The 19,808-nt window shown below is 37.9% G+C and carries 18 protein-coding genes and 1 riboswitch; of the genes, 5 read left to right on the top strand and 13 right to left on the bottom strand.

Annotated elements, in window-relative coordinates; all coding sequences use genetic code 11:
- Positions 1-47 precede the first annotated feature (47 nt).
- The 13 genes from QVD32_RS01120 to QVD32_RS01060 form a co-directional block, all read right to left on the bottom strand.
- The gene (locus QVD32_RS01120; protein WP_008862144.1) at positions 48-1,145 is read right to left on the bottom strand and encodes a glycosyltransferase family 4 protein; all 1,098 of its coding nucleotides are present in this window, start codon (positions 1,143-1,145) and stop codon (positions 48-50) included.
- Positions 1,138-2,145: a glycosyltransferase gene (locus tag QVD32_RS01115; RefSeq protein ID WP_008862145.1), complete on the bottom strand. Its 1,008-nt coding sequence runs from the start codon at positions 2,143-2,145 to the stop codon at positions 1,138-1,140. Before QVD32_RS01115 ends, QVD32_RS01120 begins: the two co-directional genes overlap by 8 nt.
- A gap of 1 nt (position 2,146) precedes the next feature.
- Positions 2,147-3,433: an O-antigen ligase family protein gene (locus QVD32_RS01110; RefSeq protein ID WP_287710012.1), complete on the bottom strand. Its 1,287-nt coding sequence runs from the start codon at positions 3,431-3,433 to the stop codon at positions 2,147-2,149.
- Positions 3,434-3,435: 2 nt separating this feature from the next.
- Complete coding sequence (locus QVD32_RS01105; protein ID WP_287710010.1) at positions 3,436-4,563, bottom strand: glycosyltransferase; 1,128 nt, start codon at positions 4,561-4,563, stop codon at positions 3,436-3,438.
- The gene (locus QVD32_RS01100) at positions 4,560-5,513 is read right to left on the bottom strand and encodes a glycosyltransferase (protein ID WP_287710008.1); all 954 of its coding nucleotides are present in this window, start codon (positions 5,511-5,513) and stop codon (positions 4,560-4,562) included. The genes QVD32_RS01105 and QVD32_RS01100 overlap by 4 nt, the downstream gene beginning before the upstream one ends.
- 5 nt (positions 5,514-5,518) lie before the next feature.
- Positions 5,519-6,634, bottom strand: coding sequence for a glycosyltransferase family 4 protein (locus QVD32_RS01095; protein ID WP_287710007.1), 1,116 nt, complete (start codon positions 6,632-6,634; stop codon positions 5,519-5,521).
- A complete protein-coding gene (locus QVD32_RS01090) occupies positions 6,631-7,632 on the bottom strand; it encodes a glycosyltransferase (protein ID WP_287710005.1) in 1,002 nt (333 codons plus the stop codon). Before QVD32_RS01090 ends, QVD32_RS01095 begins: the two co-directional genes overlap by 4 nt.
- On the bottom strand, positions 7,629-8,486 hold the full coding sequence (locus QVD32_RS01085; protein ID WP_287710004.1) for a polysaccharide pyruvyl transferase family protein: 858 nt from the start codon (positions 8,484-8,486) through the stop codon (positions 7,629-7,631). The genes QVD32_RS01090 and QVD32_RS01085 overlap by 4 nt, the downstream gene beginning before the upstream one ends.
- Positions 8,483-10,027: a lipopolysaccharide biosynthesis protein gene (locus QVD32_RS01080; protein ID WP_287710002.1), complete on the bottom strand. Its 1,545-nt coding sequence runs from the start codon at positions 10,025-10,027 to the stop codon at positions 8,483-8,485. The genes QVD32_RS01085 and QVD32_RS01080 overlap by 4 nt, the downstream gene beginning before the upstream one ends.
- A gap of 248 nt (positions 10,028-10,275) precedes the next feature.
- The gene (locus QVD32_RS01075) at positions 10,276-12,687 is read right to left on the bottom strand and encodes a GumC family protein (RefSeq protein WP_287710000.1); all 2,412 of its coding nucleotides are present in this window, start codon (positions 12,685-12,687) and stop codon (positions 10,276-10,278) included.
- Positions 12,688-12,696: 9 nt separating this feature from the next.
- Positions 12,697-13,500, bottom strand: a complete 804-nt coding sequence (locus QVD32_RS01070; protein ID WP_021892511.1) for a polysaccharide biosynthesis/export family protein — start codon at positions 13,498-13,500, stop codon at positions 12,697-12,699.
- Between the two features lie 25 nt (positions 13,501-13,525).
- Positions 13,526-14,641: an MraY family glycosyltransferase gene (locus tag QVD32_RS01065; protein WP_008862155.1), complete on the bottom strand. Its 1,116-nt coding sequence runs from the start codon at positions 14,639-14,641 to the stop codon at positions 13,526-13,528.
- Between the two features lie 733 nt (positions 14,642-15,374).
- Entirely contained in the window at positions 15,375-16,328 is a 954-nt protein-coding gene (locus QVD32_RS01060; protein WP_118687327.1) for a calcium/sodium antiporter, read from the bottom strand.
- A gap of 284 nt (positions 16,329-16,612) precedes the next feature.
- Positions 16,613-16,705: riboswitch (TPP riboswitch) on the top strand.
- Between the two features lie 47 nt (positions 16,706-16,752).
- Between QVD32_RS01060 and thiD the strand changes: the two genes are divergently transcribed.
- From thiD to QVD32_RS01035, 5 genes are read left to right on the top strand one after another with little or no spacing between them, the layout of a single operon-like run.
- On the top strand, positions 16,753-17,598 hold the full coding sequence (thiD, locus tag QVD32_RS01055) for a bifunctional hydroxymethylpyrimidine kinase/phosphomethylpyrimidine kinase (RefSeq protein WP_021892508.1): 846 nt from the start codon (positions 16,753-16,755) through the stop codon (positions 17,596-17,598).
- Positions 17,582-17,782: a sulfur carrier protein ThiS gene (gene thiS, locus QVD32_RS01050; RefSeq protein WP_021892507.1), complete on the top strand. Its 201-nt coding sequence runs from the start codon at positions 17,582-17,584 to the stop codon at positions 17,780-17,782. The genes thiD and thiS overlap by 17 nt, the downstream gene beginning before the upstream one ends.
- Positions 17,716-18,390: a thiamine phosphate synthase gene (locus QVD32_RS01045; RefSeq protein WP_229033619.1), complete on the top strand. Its 675-nt coding sequence runs from the start codon at positions 17,716-17,718 to the stop codon at positions 18,388-18,390. Before thiS ends, QVD32_RS01045 begins: the two co-directional genes overlap by 67 nt.
- 12 nt (positions 18,391-18,402) lie before the next feature.
- Entirely contained in the window at positions 18,403-19,032 is a 630-nt protein-coding gene (locus QVD32_RS01040; protein ID WP_021892505.1) for a thiamine phosphate synthase, read from the top strand.
- Positions 19,029-19,799, top strand: coding sequence for a thiazole synthase (locus QVD32_RS01035; RefSeq protein ID WP_021892504.1), 771 nt, complete (start codon positions 19,029-19,031; stop codon positions 19,797-19,799). The genes QVD32_RS01040 and QVD32_RS01035 overlap by 4 nt, the downstream gene beginning before the upstream one ends.
- The last annotated feature ends 9 nt before the right edge of the window (positions 19,800-19,808 follow it).

Below are 19,808 nucleotides of genomic sequence, written 5' to 3'. Positions count from 1 at the left end.
ATTATGGACAATAAGGATTTTCATAATTAATAAGAATATGTAGTCTATCAAGATAGAAATAAAATTTTTTCTTTATAAACTTGGCTTATTCTCTCCCAATTAAATAAATCCCTTTCCTTAAAATTATTTTCACCCATTTGATAAATCATATTTTGATGAGTATACAAATAATCAAATTTTTCTACCAAATCCTTTTGAGAAGTATATATATAACCATTTACACCATTTTGTATTATATCATTGGCTATTCCAACGGGGGTTGAAATAACACATCGTCCTAATACAAAAGGTTCAACAATACTCTGTCCAAAAGTCTCACTATTGCTCGAAACTATTCCTATATTACTTTTCAAGTACAATAATCGTACATCTTCCTTACAAAGTAAACCCGGGAACTCCACTCGATTTGAAATACCTAATCTTTCTGTTAAACCTTTCATTTCACTCAATAAATCACCAGCCCCAGGAAGTACTAACTTTGAATCATTATCATTTGTCCGCCTGATATGCTCTGCAAAAGCCCGAATAATGATATCTTGATTTTTACCATGTCTAAACTGAGCAGGAAAAATCATTTGCAAACCATTTTGAGGTAACGGACAATAATTTCCTGAGAAAAAAGAAGTAGATACTCCTAACGGCAATAATTCAATTTTATAAGACAATAGCTTAAATTTTTTACGCAAATAGCCACTCATGCAAATTACTTTATCCGCAAAACACAATAATCCCAATCCAATTATTACTTGTGCTACATAAGATTTCAATAAATGATTATGACGAAATCCATGTAGAGTATATATAATTCGAATTTTTTGCTTAAAGCATAATTTGAATTTAACATAAGCCATCAATGCTAACTGCCAATTATTTTGTACATGAACAACTCGTATCTTATTCTTAACCATTATATCAATTAAAGAAATCGCTAATTCCTTAAATTTTTCATGTCTGTCTAGACCATCAATCCGAAAGATCGGAATAGCCTCTATTTTTATTTTCTCCGACAATCCAGATTCTTGTTCATTTTCTCCGGCAACAGCACATACTTCAATACCATATCGATAAAGCGCTATCAACTCATCGGCCAAAAGCGTACTTAACCCTATTTTAAAATCTGATGCAAAGAACAGCAACTTACTCATAATCATTATTTATAATTTGCTCCAATAATTTTATATTTTTCTCCCAATTATGTTGTTCTTGTACATATCTATATGCAATCAAAGTTTTTTGACGTATTTCTTGACTATTATTAGCAATATATTTTATAGCGTCCTCACATTCCTGATAATTATGATACGTTAAATAAGCATCTTTAATTGAAGAAAAAGGATACATATTATGGTCCAAACCCAATACTATTTTTTTATACGCAAATGCGTCTAACACTTTATTCAAAATTCCACATTCCTTACGAACAGTTGTTATGTATATATCGATAGAATTAAAAAAATCACATAAATTTTCTACTTCACCCAAAAATATTATCCGATTTCTATCAAAATACTCTTTAACTGTATTATCCGCACCTCGGCCTGCAGCTATAACTTTTAACTGAGGATATTTCAATCTTAATTTAGGAAGATAAGATTTTACAAACCAGTCGATTTCAATAAGGGCACCACACCCCCAATAATGTAATATTCCTAAAGTATATCCAAATTGCTTCTCCTTTATACAGTCTTCTGACGGAAGTACGACGCCATTCGTTACTGTATAAAAATTTGCTTTCTTATATTTTCTCTCTAAATATTTTTGATCATGAGAAGATACAACAATAATTTTTTTATATTTTTCAACAATCTTTCTCTCAATAGGTATATATTTTATTAACCGTAATACATCAAATATACAAGATTTTTTAAAAATAGAACTATATTTCCAACTAAACTTTATAGTACTTTTAAATCCTAAGGTTAATGCATCCACCAAAAAAATAGTGTTACAATGTCCCCCTTCCTTCAATAAATTCAACCCGGCAACAATCCCCATTGGTAAAATCCAATCCGATTTATTACACTTCGATAAATTATCTATAATTTCACAATTCGGGATATATCTTACCATCCTATTTGCAATAATAGAAAAGCCCGGAAATTTTATATTAATTGGGTCTATATATACATATAATTTTTTCTTCATACTATCTTTCTTTTTTTATAAGTCCTAACATCATTCCATAAAATCCGAACGGATAAGAAAGTGTCGCCATAGAGTAATTGACCACATTATCGGTATACATCGTAAGAGCAACCCCGACTATGCTACTCCCGGCTACGATAGCGCACATCTTTATAGATACATCGGTATACTTTTGATATACAAAAAAACTATGCACAATAATAGCAAAAACCGCCAACAGATATAATACGACACCTATGATACCACTGTCACAAGACATTTGAACATAATCGTTATGAGGCACTTTCAAGCCTCCAAACACGAAATTACTATACATATAGTTTTGGACACTTCCTATCCCCGAACCCATCAGTTCTTTTCCATCATAAAACCGACTTTGTAAATCTTCCCACATAGCAAAACGAGCGTTACTATTAATATCGTCTTTCGAGATTTCGCCCCGCTGCAACTGTTCGATAGATACATTCTCGCTATCCTTAAACATCTTCTCCCGTACTGAAGGTATAGCAAAAACAGCTACAACAAACAGTACCAATACAACAAAAATTACGGGTAACGATTTCATCTTGTATTTAAAGAAGAAAAATGTCATCAAAGCCAATGTAGTTCCCATAATACTGGTGCGAAACACCCATAAGATACAAGGAAGCATAAACAACACACATAGTAAAAGATTCTTCCTCTTTTCATCGGTATAATAAAAGAGAGCCAAAGAAAAAATACACATCGATATGTAATTAATGGCACTTGCTGTACCATACCAAAATACTCCGGGAAAAAGACGAACGACATATGGTATAAAAAAAACACCGATAGAGACGAGAGCTACCGACCGAGCACCTAATCCGGCTTTGAGAAAGACCTCTTTATCCCGCACCGTAGCCGAGGCAAAAAGCATTATTAACAGAGGATAGAGGTATTTCAAAATTACCCGAAATCCATATCCGGGAGCCGGAGAATAACCCAACCCGATTACTAACCAAACAATATATAACAAATAAAGTACTATGGCCGGGCTCCATTGCGGAGATCGCTTACAAATAAACAGGCCCACTATGCAAAAGACCTCCAAAACCATCAATCGGATAGCCATTAAATCTAATGCTCCGGGAGCCGATAGTGCTAATAATCCGGTAGAAAAAGTCAACACCCAAAACATCTCCGGGCCGTCCATCACCATTTTCTGCTCCCGATTCAGCGGGTTGACCATCACTCCCCGTTTCATCGTCAAGAACTTCAATCCCAACAGAGTGATAATAAGAAAATATATGTAGTTGAGTAAATACATATTTACCGCTTAGTAGTTATCAATCTTTTATACAAATCATTAAACAACTGAGAATAGCGTTCGAAACTATACCTATGAACATACCGTATCGCTTCTGATGAATATTTTTGCAACAACTCAGGAGTCGCGATCAGCGATATGATTTTATTTGCCATATCGTCGATTGAACCCACCTCGTGCAACAGTCCGACTTCTCCATTTTGAACAACTTCGGGCAATCCTCCCGCTCGGGAAGCGACCACCACACAACCGTTTGCCATTGCCTCGATAGCCGTCAGTCCAAACCCTTCGCTACGGGAGGGCATCAGCACGATATCCATGCGGCGATACCACTCCGTCAATCTCTCCTGCGGTTGACGACCTGCCCACTCGACATATTCGGTACCATCGAACTCTTGTGCCTGTCGTTGCATTTTCGTCCGCAAAGAACCGTCCCCCACAATCACCAATCGGGTATCGGGATATCGCTTTTTCACCTGTGCAAATGCCGGAACAACCAAATCCATACCCTTAATCTCTTCTAACCGACTGACAACCCCTATCGTGATTGGGCGAACAAAGCTCCTATTCTCTCTCACAATAGAAAAGCCGGGAGGCAACGCATTATAAATCGTAAAATGGTTGCGTTTGTTCAAAGGAGTATTCTCATTATACAATCGAGATGTCCCGAAGAAAGATCGCTCGGCCAGCTCGGTAATACATGTAAACGCCCGCACACAATGTCGTTGAATAAAATGTACCAGCCGTAAATTAGGATAGATATCGGCTGCCGTATGTGCCGTGGTAATAATCTGACGTACACCTAACCATCGCAACAACAGAATAGGAATAGCACCCGGAGCCATATATTGCACATGTGCTACATCGGGCTTATACTGCTTCAATACCCTGCGTAATCCTTTGTATAAAAAAAGTATTCCCCGCCAACCATTCACTCGCGTTCCGGCAGAACTCAGACATACCACTTCGCTACCGGCTTTTCGAAATCGAACGACCATATCATCGCTATATTCGAAATAGCATGTCGTCACTACCCGATGTCCTCCGGCAACAAGTGCCTGTACGAGATTCAACGTCTGAATCTCCGTTCCACCAGTCATCAAACAAGGTATGCAAATGAGGATAGTCATTTTAACAATTTTGATAAAAGATTTTTTCCAAAAAATGAAGTTAACAAAAGAAAAAGTCTATACTTAATTAAAATTTTTATATCCTGTAATTTTAAATATTCCATATAGTCTTTACCCTCCTTTTCCCAAGTACACTGCTTATATTTAACTCCATAATAGTATTCTTCAAAAGCAAAACGGGCAGCAAGAGAACAAAAATATTCAAACTCCTTTTCTCCCATAAAATCACACCCCATCCACTGCTTTACTTGAAATATATAATCATGTGCCAATCGCTGAACCAATTGCATGTTTTTCAAATGCCCGGTCTCCGATTTATTGTGTAGCCGATACGAAGCCAAAGGACTCAATATCCCTACCACATCGGTATATTGTCCTACCCGATAAAAAAAATCATCATCGGCTATATGACCCGCTTCTTCCCGATACTGGCAAACTTTAAAAATATCTCTATGGGTTACCGCTCCGGGACAACGATGTATATGCGGATGACCTATTGTCTGATAAGCTCTCACATACTCTATTCCTGTATACCGTTTTATTTCACCCGTGCAATAATCGGGTTCTTGCAAACTATTACCCTCTCCATCAATATAATTACACGGAGCAAATAAATGTTTCACATCAGGATAAACAGCTAATGCTTTTTCGACTTCTTCCAAAAAAGTGGAAGCTAACAAATCGTCTTGATGAAGAATTGAAATATACTCTCCGGTAGCTTTTTCTATTGCATGATTCCAACCGTTCACAAATCCTGACGGCCCTTGCAAATTCCGATAAATCTTTATCCGATCAGTATATTTTTGGCAAATAGCAAGCGTATCATCAGAAGAATTATCATCAGATATGACTATCTCATCGGCAGGTCGACTCTGATTCAATGCCGAAAGCAATGCCTGCTCAATAAAATCAGCACCATTGTAAGTGGGTATAACGATTGAAAAAGTCATAAATATTATATGCTCAATTGTTTTCTATAAAAATTAATATACCGCTCAGCACATTTTTCCCACGTAAAATTATTCAGATGAGATTCTATTTTTTTTATATCTATTGTTTCATACTTTTCCTTTTTATCATACTTCAACATTTTTCGACTTATCGCCTCCACACTTAACGACTCGACATAATCCACAACATTCCCTCCTGCTTCCACCAAACTACTATTAGCGGCTGAAAGTACCATGGTATGACATGCCAAAGATTCTAAAATAGGAAGCCCAAAGCCTTCATATTCCGATACAATAATCGAGCATTGAGCATGAGAATACAGCTCTACTAACTCTTCATCAGAAATACATCGGCAGACAATTATCCTTTTACTCCTCATCAAATCTTCAAATCCTATCATCTCGGCTTTATTTGGATTCAACAAAACTAATTGACCTACTCCACCTTTCTCATAATAATCACGATAGGCTTGCAATATGAGAGATAAATTTTTACGAGGGTGATTACATGAAGCCGAAAAATAATACAACGAAGATATCCCCACACGTTTAATAAAATCAGACTTTTTTACAGGTCTAAATTTCTCCCTATTAATACCCCATGGTATTGATATAACTTTATCTTCGGGAACTCCGGAAAAATCTATAATATCTCTTTTTGAGGATTCCGAACAAGTTACTATTGCTTTGCAATTCCTTAACGAAAATTTCAACTTAACAAAAAAAGACAAGTCATTCTCTACTCCCCACATTTCAGGATAACGACACACTATTAAATCATGTATCGTATAAATAACCTTCCGTTCATTTTCTTCCAGATCTGTATTATTAGGCATGTGAATAAGATCATATCTACAAAACCATCGTTTCAATTGTAGTATACTGGATATCTTTTTAAAAAATTTCCGATATGGCATATAAAAATGCAAATATCTAAATGAGAAATCCTTCTTAGCCTTTACACCTCGCGTATTTTGAGAGAATAAAACTATTTCAAAAGGAATATCTTCAACTTTTGATAGCGCTTTTAATAATTCAAGTGTAGAGCGACCTATTCCTGTAACAAAGCCAACTGTATAATAAGGAATAATCGAATTTATATCAATGAGCAGCCGTTTCATCTAAATAGAAATTTTAATATCCTATCAATAATCTTTATTCCTAAAGTATCCTTCCGACCTTGAGTTCTTCTCAAATAATACATTAATGCTTTATCTAAAACTGTTCTTTTATCTTCAAATTTAGTTTTTTCAAAAGATACATTTTTATCAATTTTTTCTACCCAATTAATATTCCACATGTCTATCCTATTAAAATATTTTTTAGGATATGTATTTAAATATTTTATAATAACTTCATCCCATATATAACAAGGAACCAAATGAACTGTCGTAATATCTATTTTATAAGTCTTGTATCCATCTATCCATTCTCTATTTAATGGTATCTTTTTATATCTCTCTAAAAAATACTTATCATAGTGAAGTCCCCTATAAATAGAAATACAACTTTTCTTAGGATAAAAAATTCTTTCATACATCTGATACCAAATGTGTTTCCTTTCCATTCTTTCCCAATTTATAAATTGAAAATGTAATATCGAAATATCATTTAATTTTATCTGCAAAACAGGGCGAACTGGAATTGGCTGTCTTGGAACATGAATTAATCCAACATTATACTCACTGCCATCATCCATAAATGCACAAGTATTATAAATTGTTGTAAAAACATTTTCATAATCCGGTAATATATGATACCAATTAAATATAAATCGTGTTCCTTCCTCTGCATTCAACATAGAATTCCACTCTGGACTATCAAAATTTGGCGTGAATATCTCATCTGCATCTAAAGAAATAAGGAGTTTTTTTCCTGAATATTTTCTAGCTTCAGCAAATAAAGGAGCCCTCATTTCTTGCTCGTTAAATTCTTCTAATTTAGAATTATCCAATAAAGTTACTTTTGGAAATCTCCGGGCAATCTCAACAGTCCTATCCGTAGAACCTTGATCTGAAACAATGATTTTATCAGCCCAAATACTCGCAGAAGAAAGAGATCTTTCTATAATCCACTCCTCATTTTTTACAGGCATTAGACAAAAAATAGTTGGTCTCATTTATGTATATCTATTTTAAAATTTAGAAACATCCGATTTAATTTTTCTCTAATTTTCATTATTTTAACAATTTGAGGAATTCTACATATATTTATAAAGTCTTCAATGAACTCATTTCCATTAATTTGAAAAGGTATTAATGTTTCACCTAAGGATGAGTAATAATCATAAAATTTAAAATCTTTGCTATCATCTATTTCATTAATCTTAATCCAACCATTCGGAATTCCATAACTATCTGAAACAATCAAACCGTGTAAAGAAGAAGAGACTATATACTCACACGAATTTATTAATTCTAACACTTTCTGAGGATTCCTATTTCTAGGGCTAATAATGATACACTTATTTCCTAATCTATTTTTTATTTTTTTCAGTCTGCTATCTTCTATCTCACTTTCATGAGGAATAATTCCTAACTTATATTTCTTTTCTAATTTCGAGCATGGATAAATTTCACTTATAAGAAGTCCTGGATCTCCAATACAAACATCGTCTTTTATATCTAAATATTCCTTAGTCAAGAAACCTCTAACACCCATAAAAATGGCATTGGGAAAATTTCCCTTTCTAGACCTCGTCCACCCAGAACCTAAAATATAGCCACTAAAATCAAATGGGATTAACTCTAATATGGTTCCTATAACCACACACTTTGCTCGTTTCTGATATGAAAAAACAGGAGTAAAACCATAATATTTCAAAATCATCAGAGTTAATAAATCTCCAAAATTATTAGACCATCTCACATAATAAACAGGAAGTAGATTCCTTTTTATCTTTCCTAAAACAATTAATGGAATCTTTTTTGTTATTAGATATTTTATATCCAATAATCGATAATTAGGCGTCATCTCACAAAAATTTTAAGATTAAAAATTCTTCTAAAAATATTTCTTGTTCCACTTGTAAATAGCAATAAAAAAGAAATTAATATAAATCCAAACACTGCTACACATATCAAAACATAAAAGACAAAAGAAATTAAACTATTAGGACTCGTTAATATATTATTAATTAGATATAAAGAAATATACAAACTAATACATAATAAAACAACATAGATAATTAAATTCGTATAATAATATTGGGGTTTCATATTAAACCCTTTCCGAAAAAGAAATATAGGCTTCCATACCTGTGCAATAAATACATTACTAGAAATATTACCACAAATAACACCTTCTAAGCCCCAACAATATCCACATACAATAGATACACTTATGCTAACTACAGCTTCTAAAATAGAAGCCCATACATCATAAAACAGACCATACCCAAAAAGGAATTGATCTGTAATGGATCTTATCTGATCAAAAAATAATGAAATAACCATCAATAAAAATACTGTATGTGTCAATATATATTTTGGCCCGAGCCAAAAAGATATAAAATATGGCATTGATACATATAAAGAAAAAGCTATTATACTCGTAAAAATAAACCTTATACTAAACAGCTCCCAATAAGTTTGGAAAATTTTTTCTTTATTATTTTCCGCGATCAAATTTCCAATACTTGCAGAAATACTATTAAATATATTCCCTGATAAAAATAGCAACTTATCAAAAATTATACTATAATTTCCATAATACGCAACCATCTTCAAAGATGAAAAAGAATATATTAAAATATTTTGGGACTGAAATCGAATCAGCCAAGAAATTTTATAAACAAACAACTGTTTGGTGTATTTCATCACCTCGGGATATTTTTTGAAAAGCTGCTTGCCTTGACGCACTTCACTGCGAAGCCACGGGTAAACCTGATTGATTTTCCAATTCAATATGAAAGAATAGATGATGCCGAAGGTTAATTCAATGGCAACCCACAGATAGTAGCTGCCGATATAGTAGGCCGAAGCCATTTGAATGAGAACCTTTATAATATTTGCTGTTTGGAAATAGGCGGTGACCATATAATTTTTTTGGTCGGCTCCCAAGAGTGTTTGTTTGTAGTTGGCAAAATAACCGATTAACGAGGAGGCCAAGAACGAAAAATAGGCAAAAAAGATAATCCCCATTTCGAACTCCGTATTGGGAAATATCAACGGAAGAAAGCAAGCCAGTACAATGCCTGCACCCAAGATAATAAAACCAATCCAACGATAGAGGTAACCGAACACAGAGATAATCTCGTTGATCTTTCCTTCATCGTGCTCGAATAGGGGCTTATAAAGCACATAACCTATGGCGCTTCCTATCCCCAATTCTGCCAAATTAAGAAACCCGAGCAGGTTTTGCAACGTGCCGGTGAGTCCCACAAAATCAGCTCCCAGCGTATCGAGAAATATCTTCCGGGAGAAGAACGAGAGAATAAGAGTCAGGAAATAGAATATGAGATTGACCCTTGCATTCAACAATGATTTTTTGACCCGCGATTCTTGTTGAGGCATATAATATAAAGATATTCTATTTTTATTATTACCGGAAGAAAGACTTAACCCTTTTCCTCTGAAACTATCGTTTCTTCCAGCGTCTCCCCTGTCTTGGATTTACATCGAAGCAGGAGCAGTTTTATTTTCAATTCTATTTTACAAATCCACGCTTAAACTATTGTTTTCCCTCTATCTCATCATGGGTAATAAGCAATAGCATTAAAGTACCAACAGGATTCAAAGCAAGAGGTAAAAGACAGATAAATTTACCCCCTAAAAATCCGTCCTATTCTATGAGCAATTTTATAGATGACATTACGTTTTTTCTTTCTTCCATGTTCCACTCCATAGCCGTAACCGTATCCATAACCATAGCCGTAACCGTATCCATACTTTTTGCTCTCCATTTCGATACCGTTGATGACGACCGTAAGGTTCTTGAATTTATTCTCCCGGTAGAGTTTTTCCAATTCCGGCAAATAACGGCGATCCAACATTCCGTTACGGATTACATAGATCGTAAGATCGGCGACTCGACCAATGATAGAAGAATCGGCTACGACTAATGCCGGCACGCAATCCAATATAATATAATCGTATTGTTTCTTCAACTCTTCCACCAAAACGGGTAATCGATCGCTCATCAACAATTCCGAAGGATTGGGAGGTACAATACCGGCCGAGATGATATCGAACATCGCATGAATGTTACTGGACTGAACGAGCTCGGACACACTGTTGTTTTTCCCGGAAAGCCAAGTCGACACGCCGTTTTTCGTAGTCAGATCTAATGTTTTACTCAATGTGCGTTTTCTCAAATCCATATCGAGCAAAACCACTTTTTTATTGGTCATAGCCAATGTTACGGCAAAATTGCGGGAAACGAAACTTTTTCCCTCGCCCGGCATAGTAGACGTAAACATAACGACCCGTGCCTGAGGAGCAACGAAATCCATATTGGACCGTAATAATCTGAAAGACTCGGCTACACTGCTGGTCTTATTCTCTTCCACGACAATGGCTTGTTCTCCATCTCGGTCTTTCATTAAAGGAATTTCGCCCAATATAGGCATCGACGTATAATCCTCAATATCTTTACGCCCCCTCACACCGGTGTTCCACAGTAATCGCAAAAGCTGTATTGCCAACGGTATAATGAGTCCCACGATAAAGGCTCCCATCAATAACATTCTGCGAGCCGGGGCGACGGGCGCCGACGAACCGAAGGGTGACTCAATCACCCGTATATTGGCCTCGGTAATAGCCAACTGCAAAGCATTCTCTTCTCGTTTATTCAGCAAGAATGTATACAACGACTCTTTAATACTTTGCTGACGTATAATACCCAAAGCCTTTTTCTCTTGTTGAGGGACCGACTCGATATGGTCGAGAGTTTGCGACTCGACCTCCCGGGCCTTTTTCAATTTTAGTTTCAGTGTAGACAGATAACTATCCATCGAGGCTGTAAGATTGACTCTTACCGCGGCTAAATTATTGTCTAAATCTTTTACCAAAGGGTTATTCTCACCCGAATTAGCGGCTAATCTTTCTCTCTGTAACAGAATCTCGTTATAGGTCGTTATCTGATTTTGCAAGCCACTATCCCCTACCCCCGATACATTGGGTATCAACTGCTTACTATGTTCATTATCGGTCAAATAACGTTCTACCGCCCGGGCGACGGCATACTCGGTTTCCAGCTGCACCAATTCGTCTCTCATCTTACTGCTTTCGCTCATAAATTGAGTGGCCGCTGCATCTATACTGACAATGCGATTCTTTTGCTTGAAATCGGTCAATTCATTCTCTACATCACCCAACTCTTTACTGATAATTTCGACTCGTTCATTAATAAATTTAGCCGTACTGGTCGCAATGCGGTTTTTATCTTCGATAATCGTTTCCCGATAAACATCGATCAAAGCGTTTAATATAGCCTCGGCACGCGAGATATTCGAGTCCACGCAGTTTATTTGTACCAATGTCGTACGTTCTCCGGCCAAAGAGGTCGAAATAAACGAATGATAAATATTTGCCGCAGTATTCAAGTCTATACGAGATACTTCGACCGGTACATTATAATAGGCCGATATTTTATCGGGGATATCCTCTACAATAAATCGACCGGCTGCGGAAATTATAGTATCACCGAACAAAAACTCTTGGCCTTCGTTGTCACTTTTCTTCGTACCTATTTTGAGTTGATTCAGTAAAAAACGATTCCCATTTAAGGGCTTAATTTCCATAGAAACCGGAGCCGTATAAGCATCTAAGAAATTCACCCGAATAGGCGACTCGGCATACAACTGATCATAGTGCAACCAATTTTTTACCTGATAAGTGACGTCCAAATGTAAGCGTCCGACAACTTCACGCATTAATTGATGCGACTGCAAAATATAGATTTCATTCTCGACTCCGCTACCCGATATGCCCCCATTTAATTCAAGAACAGCCGACATATCGTTTCCCGATTTGTTTTCGCTCTTCACTAACATTACCGCGCTTCTCTTGTATAACGGTGTTTGCATAGCTAAATAAAACCATGCGACCGACATACATATAACGACCGATAGCACAATCCAATACCAATTATCGAATACCAACTCGACAATATCCCGCAGGGTTACCCCTCCTTCATTTTTCTTATCGTTCTTAGTTTCTTGAATGAGCTCCATATAGAGATGTTACTTATCTTTTAACACAATAATCATAGACACAATAGACAGCACCGATGCTACAAGAGATATAATACTACTACCGGCAGAAATAAACGACAAGGTCGAGCTACCTTTCACTCCTATCGATTTATTAGGCTGCACATAGATTACATCGTTCTGCTTTAAATAATAACAAGGTGATTCCAATACTTTTTCGCCCGAAGTTAAATCCACGGTATAAGTTTTTCGTTGGTCTCCGTCCTCGCGTATTACCAATATATTATCCCGTTTTCCCGAGGGAGTCAAGTCACCTGCCATAGTCAAGGCTTCAAGAAGCGTAATACGGTCTCCCGATATAGTTTGCACACCGGGACTGTTTACTTCACCCATTACCGAAACCTTAAATCCCTTTATCTGTACATTCACCACAGGATCTTTTACATATTCCCCCTCGATGAGCTTGTTCTCGACGGCATCGGCCAACTCTCTTCTCGATAATCCACCGGCCTGCATCTCACCCAAAATAGGAACTTCTATTTTCCCGTCCTTATCGACCCTTAAACCGACAGTTTCCTGTATCGTGGTCGATGCCCCCGTACTACCTAATACCTGACTATTGCTGAATATTTCCAGCAACTCACCATCTTTACTACTCACTGTTATGAGTAACTGGTCGTCCGGGACAATCTTTAATTCATAGTCTTGTGCTATGGTTTGAGGGGATTGCTCCAAGCCATCGGCTCCTTGCAAATAAACCATTTTCTTAGAAGGCACACATGATACCAAACCTACAAGTATCACAGCCAAGAGAATTTTCGAAATATATTTCATTTGTCTAAAATAACAATTTAACATATCAAGCCTTTGAACCAGCCACTTTCCTATTAATCTTTTTAGTAAGATAAAGTTGCATAATGGTCCAAATAAAAATGTCTAAAAATAATAATAAATTTATATTTATACGAGTCAATAACAACAAATTCATGGCTGCAAAGCCAGCAGAGATTAACAATATCGTAATCATAGCTGCTCGATGCGAAAATCCTAATGCTAAAAATTTATGATGAATATGATTTTTATCAGGACTGAAAATGTTTTTACCGAAACGTGCCCTATGCAAAATTACCCGAACGACATCAAATACCGGTGTAATCAGCAAAGAAAAAGCAACTACGATAGCATCGGGAACTCGATGTAACACTGCATTATCATACATGCTGAACCGAATCGCCAAAATGCTCAATATAAAACCAATAGTCAACGATCCGGTGTCACCCATAAAAATTTTTCTACCTCGGTTTGGATTTCCGAAAACATTATAATAAAAAAACGGAATAATTGTTCCCAAAGTTACGATAGCGAGAGCCGCATACAGCCATTCCCGCTGATAAATAAACAATATAGTAAAAAATAACAATGCTATTCCGCTCAATCCAGAAGCCAGCCCATCTATTCCATCTATCAGATTTATAGCGTTAGTAATAAAAACAATAGTAAATACAGTAAACGGGAGTCCCACTACCGGAGGTAATTCATAAATTCCGAAGATTCCATAAAGATTATTGATCCATAACCCCGAAGACACCAACAAAATGGCACAGAATATTTGAACAATAAATTTCTGACGATAGCGAACTCCGATCAAATCATCGGTAATACCTGTCAAATACAACAGCAATAAACTACTCAACCCAAAAGATAGAACGGACGTATCACTCACTCCGATAATAGAGGGAAACAATTCCTCCCCGTAAATTCTATTCAGCCCTATCATCAAAGAAAGAGTAAAAATAACGGCAGGAAAAAACGAAACACCTCCCAGACGAGGTATTATACCCTTGTGTACTTTTCGTTCATCTGGCATATCGAATAAATGCTTTTTAAACGATATCAATAAAATTCTTGGAATAATAAAAATAGAAAATCCCAAACTAATAAAAAATGACAACAATAAAATCGAAATATAACCCATAAAATATTAGATTTAATTCATCATTTTCAATACTAATAAACCCAATTTTTTCAACATATTGACCCAATTCTATGCAAAAATATCTTTATCCACTAACGCCCCCCACTATGAAAGAAATCACTCCTATCTGTTAACCCAAAATCTCAGGCGAAAGAAATTACTTTATTTTTTATGCATTCCTTAAATATACGCCTCTATACTACTGGGGGACACCGAAAAGAAAGCTTTTCCCGGCTCTAAGAATCACTTATAACCCCTCTTTGACCCATCCCTATCTCAGTGGATAATCATTATTGGAAGGGTAAATAAATATAACGCTTCATACAAGAGATAGATTACTATAAACTATCAATTTCAGAAGAATTACATTTACTTTTCTGTGAAGAACAGGATAAATAACAACAGAATGATTCAAACATATCTGCATATTATGCTAAGTACTCTGACTTCACATTTTTCGCAAAGGTAGCTACATTTCTTAAAAAACACAATGAAATCTTACAAAAAATGCTCTCATTCTACAAAAAGCCAGATAAATATATAGTATTGAGCAGCTTACAAATTATTTATCTAATATTAAATAAATCAGCGAAAAACAGAAATTAAAAATATTTAATAATTACATAAAAACACCTGACATTTATGTATAGTTCAGAAACCACCAGACAACAGTTTATACAACACAGTCTCTCTTTCATTTTTGAATATTACCGAATGCAACTTAATATAGTATTTACAGCATATATATCAAGTATCCTGTGTAAACTACATAAGCAAAAATCATAAATACACCTTCCACCCGAGTAATCGTACGTACCTTATAATATCTCCCGGCAAAGAACAACAACAAAGAAACCGCTAATAAATAAAATAAATCGACATTCGTTATTCCACCCAAGGGTAATGGAGTAATAGTAGCGCTCATGCCCAATACAAAAAAGACATTGAACAGGTTGGATCCGATCACATTCCCGATAGCAATCTCAGGATTTTTTTTCAAAGCAGCTACCACCGAAGTAGCCAATTCAGGAAGAGAAGTCCCCATAGCAACAAGAGTCAATCCTATAACAGACTCTCCTACTCCCAACGACCGGGCTATCTCGCTCGACCCATTGACAAAAAGCCGACCACCGAAAATCAAAGCGACAAGCCCTCCAACGATATACAATAAACAACGCCATGTAGATAACGGTCTAATTTCAGCTTGTTCTTCTCCTGTATTATCGTGTGCGATAGCAAACGTATACCCGAGAAATATGGCAAAAAAGCAAAGCATAAGCAAACCGTCCGCCCTATTCAGTATATTCTCCGTACCGGTTTCCAAAAACACATCGTTAGCACAAATTAAGACAACCACACACGAGAGAATGGCGAGTGGTATTTCTTTTGTCAATGTTCCTTTGGTTATTGTTATAGGAGCAACAACTGCTGTCACACCCACGATCATCAAAATATTAAAAATATTACTGCCCACAACATTCCCGATAGAAAGTTCGGCACTCCCATTAATAGCCGATACGATACTAACTGTCAACTCGGGAGCCGAAGTTCCAAAGGCCACGATAGTTAGACCTATTACCAGCGACGATATGTTAAACCTTTTGGCCAATGCAGCCGCTCCATTGGTCAAAAAATTAGCACCAGACAGGATTAAGCCCAAACCCACAAGTAAAAACAAAACACTCATCATGAATCTTTACACTAATATTTATTATATGTAGGCAAATATACAGGAAATATGCCTAATATGAAAATCCACCTCAGACCAGAGATGCTCTTTTTCGTCCAATACGACCCGAAAGCAACTTGGTTCGGTCAATCGAAACCAGCTTTTCGGGGAAAAAGAATCTTTCTTCAAAAACAAAACATGCCCCCCTTAAAAAACGCCTCTATCGTCTTATTCGAATAAGCATATCTTCATTAATTTATATTAAGAAATATCAGCTGTAAGAAAATAATCCATACCTTTGTTCACAAACAAAGGGGTGCCTAAAAGCGGCTGAGATTATACCCTATGAACCTGATACGGATAATGCCGGCGCAGGAATTGTTCATAGTTCTATCTTTTTCAATACGGTTTTATGTGCATCCCCTTAAATGAAACAAACCGTATGAAAACTTATCCTGTCGTATTGACAATAGCCGGTTCGGACAGCAGTGGAGGAGCCGGAATACAAGCCGATTTGAAAACCATGTCGGCCATCGGGGTGTTCGGCACATCGGCTATCACGGCCATTACGGCACAAAACACCTGCGAAGTGAGGGACATACAAGGTATCGAACCCGATATCGTGCGGCAACAAATCGAAGCCGTACTCGACGACCTACCTTGTACAACCGTTAAATTAGGCATGCTATACTCTCGCGCGACCATCGAAACGATTGCCGATTGCCTACAACGTTATCCGTTACGGAATATCGTGCTCGATCCGGTTATGGTTTCTACTTCGGGTTGTCGGCTAATCGAGGAAGAAGCTATCTCTGCTGTTAAAACACTATTGTTGCCACAGGCGACAGTCATCACTCCCAATATTCCCGAAGCCGAGATACTGAGCGGACTTGCCATCGACAGTGAGAAAGATATGGAAAAAGCAGCCAACAGACTATTTCAAGCCGGTTGTCGTGCCGTTCTCGTGAAAGGAGGACATTTGAAAGGAGCAGAATCCTGCGACATACTCTTTATGCCCAATTCTGTTCCTGTTCGCTACACCTCACCCCGCATTTCTACCCGGAATACACACGGAACAGGGTGTACCTTTTCTTCTGCAATCGCTTCTTATTTGGCGTTGGGACACAGGTTGACCGATGCCGTTTCCCTCGCCAAAAAATATCTCACCCAAGCTTTACAGACCGGAGCCGACATTACAATAGGAAGCGGTCATGGTTCGGTAAACCATTTTTTCGCTCCTCGTGTTTTAACCCCATTAAACCCGATTAAAGATGAAAATCTATATTAATCAAAAGGAAATAGAAGTCCAAGACAACATTTCCGTAAAAGAGTTACTCGATATGCAACAAATCGCCATCGAAGGTACGGCTATCGCCATCGACAACAAGCTGGTTCCCAAAAATGAATGGAACGATCGGATTTTAACCGATGGGAACAAGATAACGATTATCCGGGCTACATTCGGAGGATAACGAACGGATTTCTCGAAATGAAATATATAGGCATTACAGAGGAACACCCCATAGAACAGGAAAACCGCTTAATCACCGCCCTGCTCGACAACGGATTGGATTTAATCCACCTCCGCAAACCGAAGTATTCCGGAGAAAAAACAGAGCAACTGTTACTCTCGATTCCTCCCCGCTATTACGATCGAATAGTACTTCACGACCATTTCGAACTGGCGGAAAAATACCGGCTTGCCGGTGTTCATCTCAATGGAAGGAATCCGCATTACCGACCTCTGTCGAACGACTATATCCCCACCCTATCCCGCTCTTGCCATTCCATCGAGGAACTGACGGACGGACAACGATATGACTATCTGTTTTTGAGCCCCATCTTCGACAGCATATCGAAAAAGGGATACCGTTCCGCATTCTCGCCCGAACAACTGACTAAGGCCGGGAAAGAAGGCGTTATCAACGAGAAAGTCATTGCCTTAGGCGGTATCACCCCCGAAAAGAAAACTGCTATAAAGGATTGGAATTTCGGAGGGATCGCCGTACTCGGTTTCCTATGGCAGGAACCGACCATTGCAGGGGTTATTCGACAACTTACCCGATTAAGAAACGATTAATACGAACAAAATATGTTACAATTCATTACCCACCAGACACCCCGATTCGGAATCATAGAGGGAGCAGTCGCCGCCTTGAACGGAGGTTGCAAATGGATACAGCTCCGTATGAAAGATGCTCCTATCGAAGCTGTCAGGCAAACCGCCCAGCAACTCATTCCGCTCTGTAAAGAACATGAAGCCATACTCGTCCTCGACGATTATGCCCAACTGGCGGCCGACCTCGACATAGACGGCGTTCATCTGGGAAAGCTCGACATGCCTGTTTCCGAAGCTCGCCTGCTTATCGGCGAGAAATACATTATCGGAGGAACGGCGAATACCTTTGAAGACATACAAGGATTAGTCCGGCAAGATGCCGATTATATCGGCTTGGGACCATTCCGATATACCGAGACAAAAAAGAACCTGAGTCCTATCCTCGGCCTCGAAGGTTATGCCCGAATCATGGAACAATACCGGACGAACGACTTGAAAATCCCAGTGGTCGCCATCGGAGGTATCACAGCCGACGATATTCCGGCTATCATGGAAACCGGAGTGTCGGGAATCGCTTTATCGGGAACGATCTTGCAAGCCGAAAATCCTGAAAAGGAAACTAAAAAAATAATAGACCTATTAAATAAATATCGTAAAGCATGAACAAATTAATTATCGGAGGACGGGAATTTTCCTCCCGCTTATTCGTAGGAACCGGGAAATTCAGTTCGAATGAACTAATGGAAAAAGCCATCGAAGCCTCCGGATCCGAAATGATTACCGTGGCCATGAAACGTATCAACATGACCCAAGAAGCCACAGACGATATGTTGACACACATCGACCGCAATAGAGTACAATTTCTACCTAACACATCGGGAGTACGCAATGCCGAAGAGGCTGTACTCGCAGCTCAATTTTCCAGAGAATGTTTCGGGACCGATTTCGTTAAACTCGAAATCCACCCCGATCCCAAATATCTCCTACCCGATCCTGTGGAAACCTTGAAAGCTACCGAACAACTGGCAAAACTGGGATTCGTGGTACTTCCCTATATTCAAGCAGACCCCGTACTTTGTAAACGGCTCGAAGAAGTCGGCGCTGCCACCGTAATGCCCTTAGGCGCACCAATAGGCACTAACAAAGGATTGCGCACTCGCGACTTCTTGCAAATTATCATCGAACAAAGTAATGTACCTGTCATCGTCGATGCTGGGATAGGTGCTCCTTCCCATGCCGCAGAAGCTATGGAACTGGGAGCCGATGCTGTGTTGGTAAATACGGCTATCGCCGTCGCCGGGAATCCCGTAGAAATGGCTATCGCATTCAAACAGGCTGTCGAAGCCGGCCGCCGAGCATACGAAGCCGGATTAGGCGCACAATACCATTTTGCACAAGCCAGCAGCCCGTTAACCTCTTTCTTAGATTAAACACAGAAG

Origin of the sequence: Barnesiella sp. (genome assembly GCF_022723415.1) — a bacterium.
GTDB lineage: Bacteria > Bacteroidota > Bacteroidia > Bacteroidales > Barnesiellaceae > Barnesiella > Barnesiella intestinihominis.
Note: the sequence above shows the minus strand (reverse complement) of the source record. Positions and strands in the feature narration are given on the sequence as shown.

Excerpts from the sequence above, each read along its gene's own strand:
- QVD32_RS01090 (WP_287710005.1), bottom strand. The coding sequence starts at position 7,632 with ATGAGACCAACTATTTTTTGTCTAATGCCTGTAAAAAATGAGGAGTGG.
- QVD32_RS01100 (WP_287710008.1), bottom strand. The coding sequence starts at position 5,513 with ATGACTTTTTCAATCGTTATACCCACTTACAATGGTGCTGATTTTATT.
- QVD32_RS01115 (WP_008862145.1), bottom strand. The coding sequence starts at position 2,145 with ATGAAGAAAAAATTATATGTATATATAGACCCAATTAATATAAAATTT.
- QVD32_RS01085 (WP_287710004.1), bottom strand. The coding sequence starts at position 8,486 with ATGACGCCTAATTATCGATTATTGGATATAAAATATCTAATAACAAAA.
- QVD32_RS01060 (WP_118687327.1), bottom strand. The coding sequence starts at position 16,328 with ATGAGTGTTTTGTTTTTACTTGTGGGTTTGGGCTTAATCCTGTCTGGT.
- thiD (WP_021892508.1), top strand. The coding sequence starts at position 16,753 with ATGAAAACTTATCCTGTCGTATTGACAATAGCCGGTTCGGACAGCAGT.
- QVD32_RS01080 (WP_287710002.1), bottom strand. The coding sequence starts at position 10,027 with ATGCCTCAACAAGAATCGCGGGTCAAAAAATCATTGTTGAATGCAAGG.
- QVD32_RS01040 (WP_021892505.1), top strand. The coding sequence starts at position 18,403 with ATGTTACAATTCATTACCCACCAGACACCCCGATTCGGAATCATAGAG.
- QVD32_RS01105 (WP_287710010.1), bottom strand. The coding sequence starts at position 4,563 with ATGACTATCCTCATTTGCATACCTTGTTTGATGACTGGTGGAACGGAG.
- thiS (WP_021892507.1), top strand. The coding sequence starts at position 17,582 with ATGAAAATCTATATTAATCAAAAGGAAATAGAAGTCCAAGACAACATT.
- QVD32_RS01120 (WP_008862144.1), bottom strand. The coding sequence starts at position 1,145 with ATGAGTAAGTTGCTGTTCTTTGCATCAGATTTTAAAATAGGGTTAAGT.
- QVD32_RS01035 (WP_021892504.1), top strand. The coding sequence starts at position 19,029 with ATGAACAAATTAATTATCGGAGGACGGGAATTTTCCTCCCGCTTATTC.
- QVD32_RS01045 (WP_229033619.1), top strand. The coding sequence starts at position 17,716 with ATGGAACGATCGGATTTTAACCGATGGGAACAAGATAACGATTATCCG.
- QVD32_RS01070 (WP_021892511.1), bottom strand. The coding sequence starts at position 13,500 with ATGAAATATATTTCGAAAATTCTCTTGGCTGTGATACTTGTAGGTTTG.
- QVD32_RS01095 (WP_287710007.1), bottom strand. The coding sequence starts at position 6,634 with ATGAAACGGCTGCTCATTGATATAAATTCGATTATTCCTTATTATACA.
- QVD32_RS01110 (WP_287710012.1), bottom strand. The coding sequence starts at position 3,433 with ATGTATTTACTCAACTACATATATTTTCTTATTATCACTCTGTTGGGA.
- QVD32_RS01075 (WP_287710000.1), bottom strand. The coding sequence starts at position 12,687 with ATGGAGCTCATTCAAGAAACTAAGAACGATAAGAAAAATGAAGGAGGG.
- QVD32_RS01065 (WP_008862155.1), bottom strand. The coding sequence starts at position 14,641 with ATGGGTTATATTTCGATTTTATTGTTGTCATTTTTTATTAGTTTGGGA.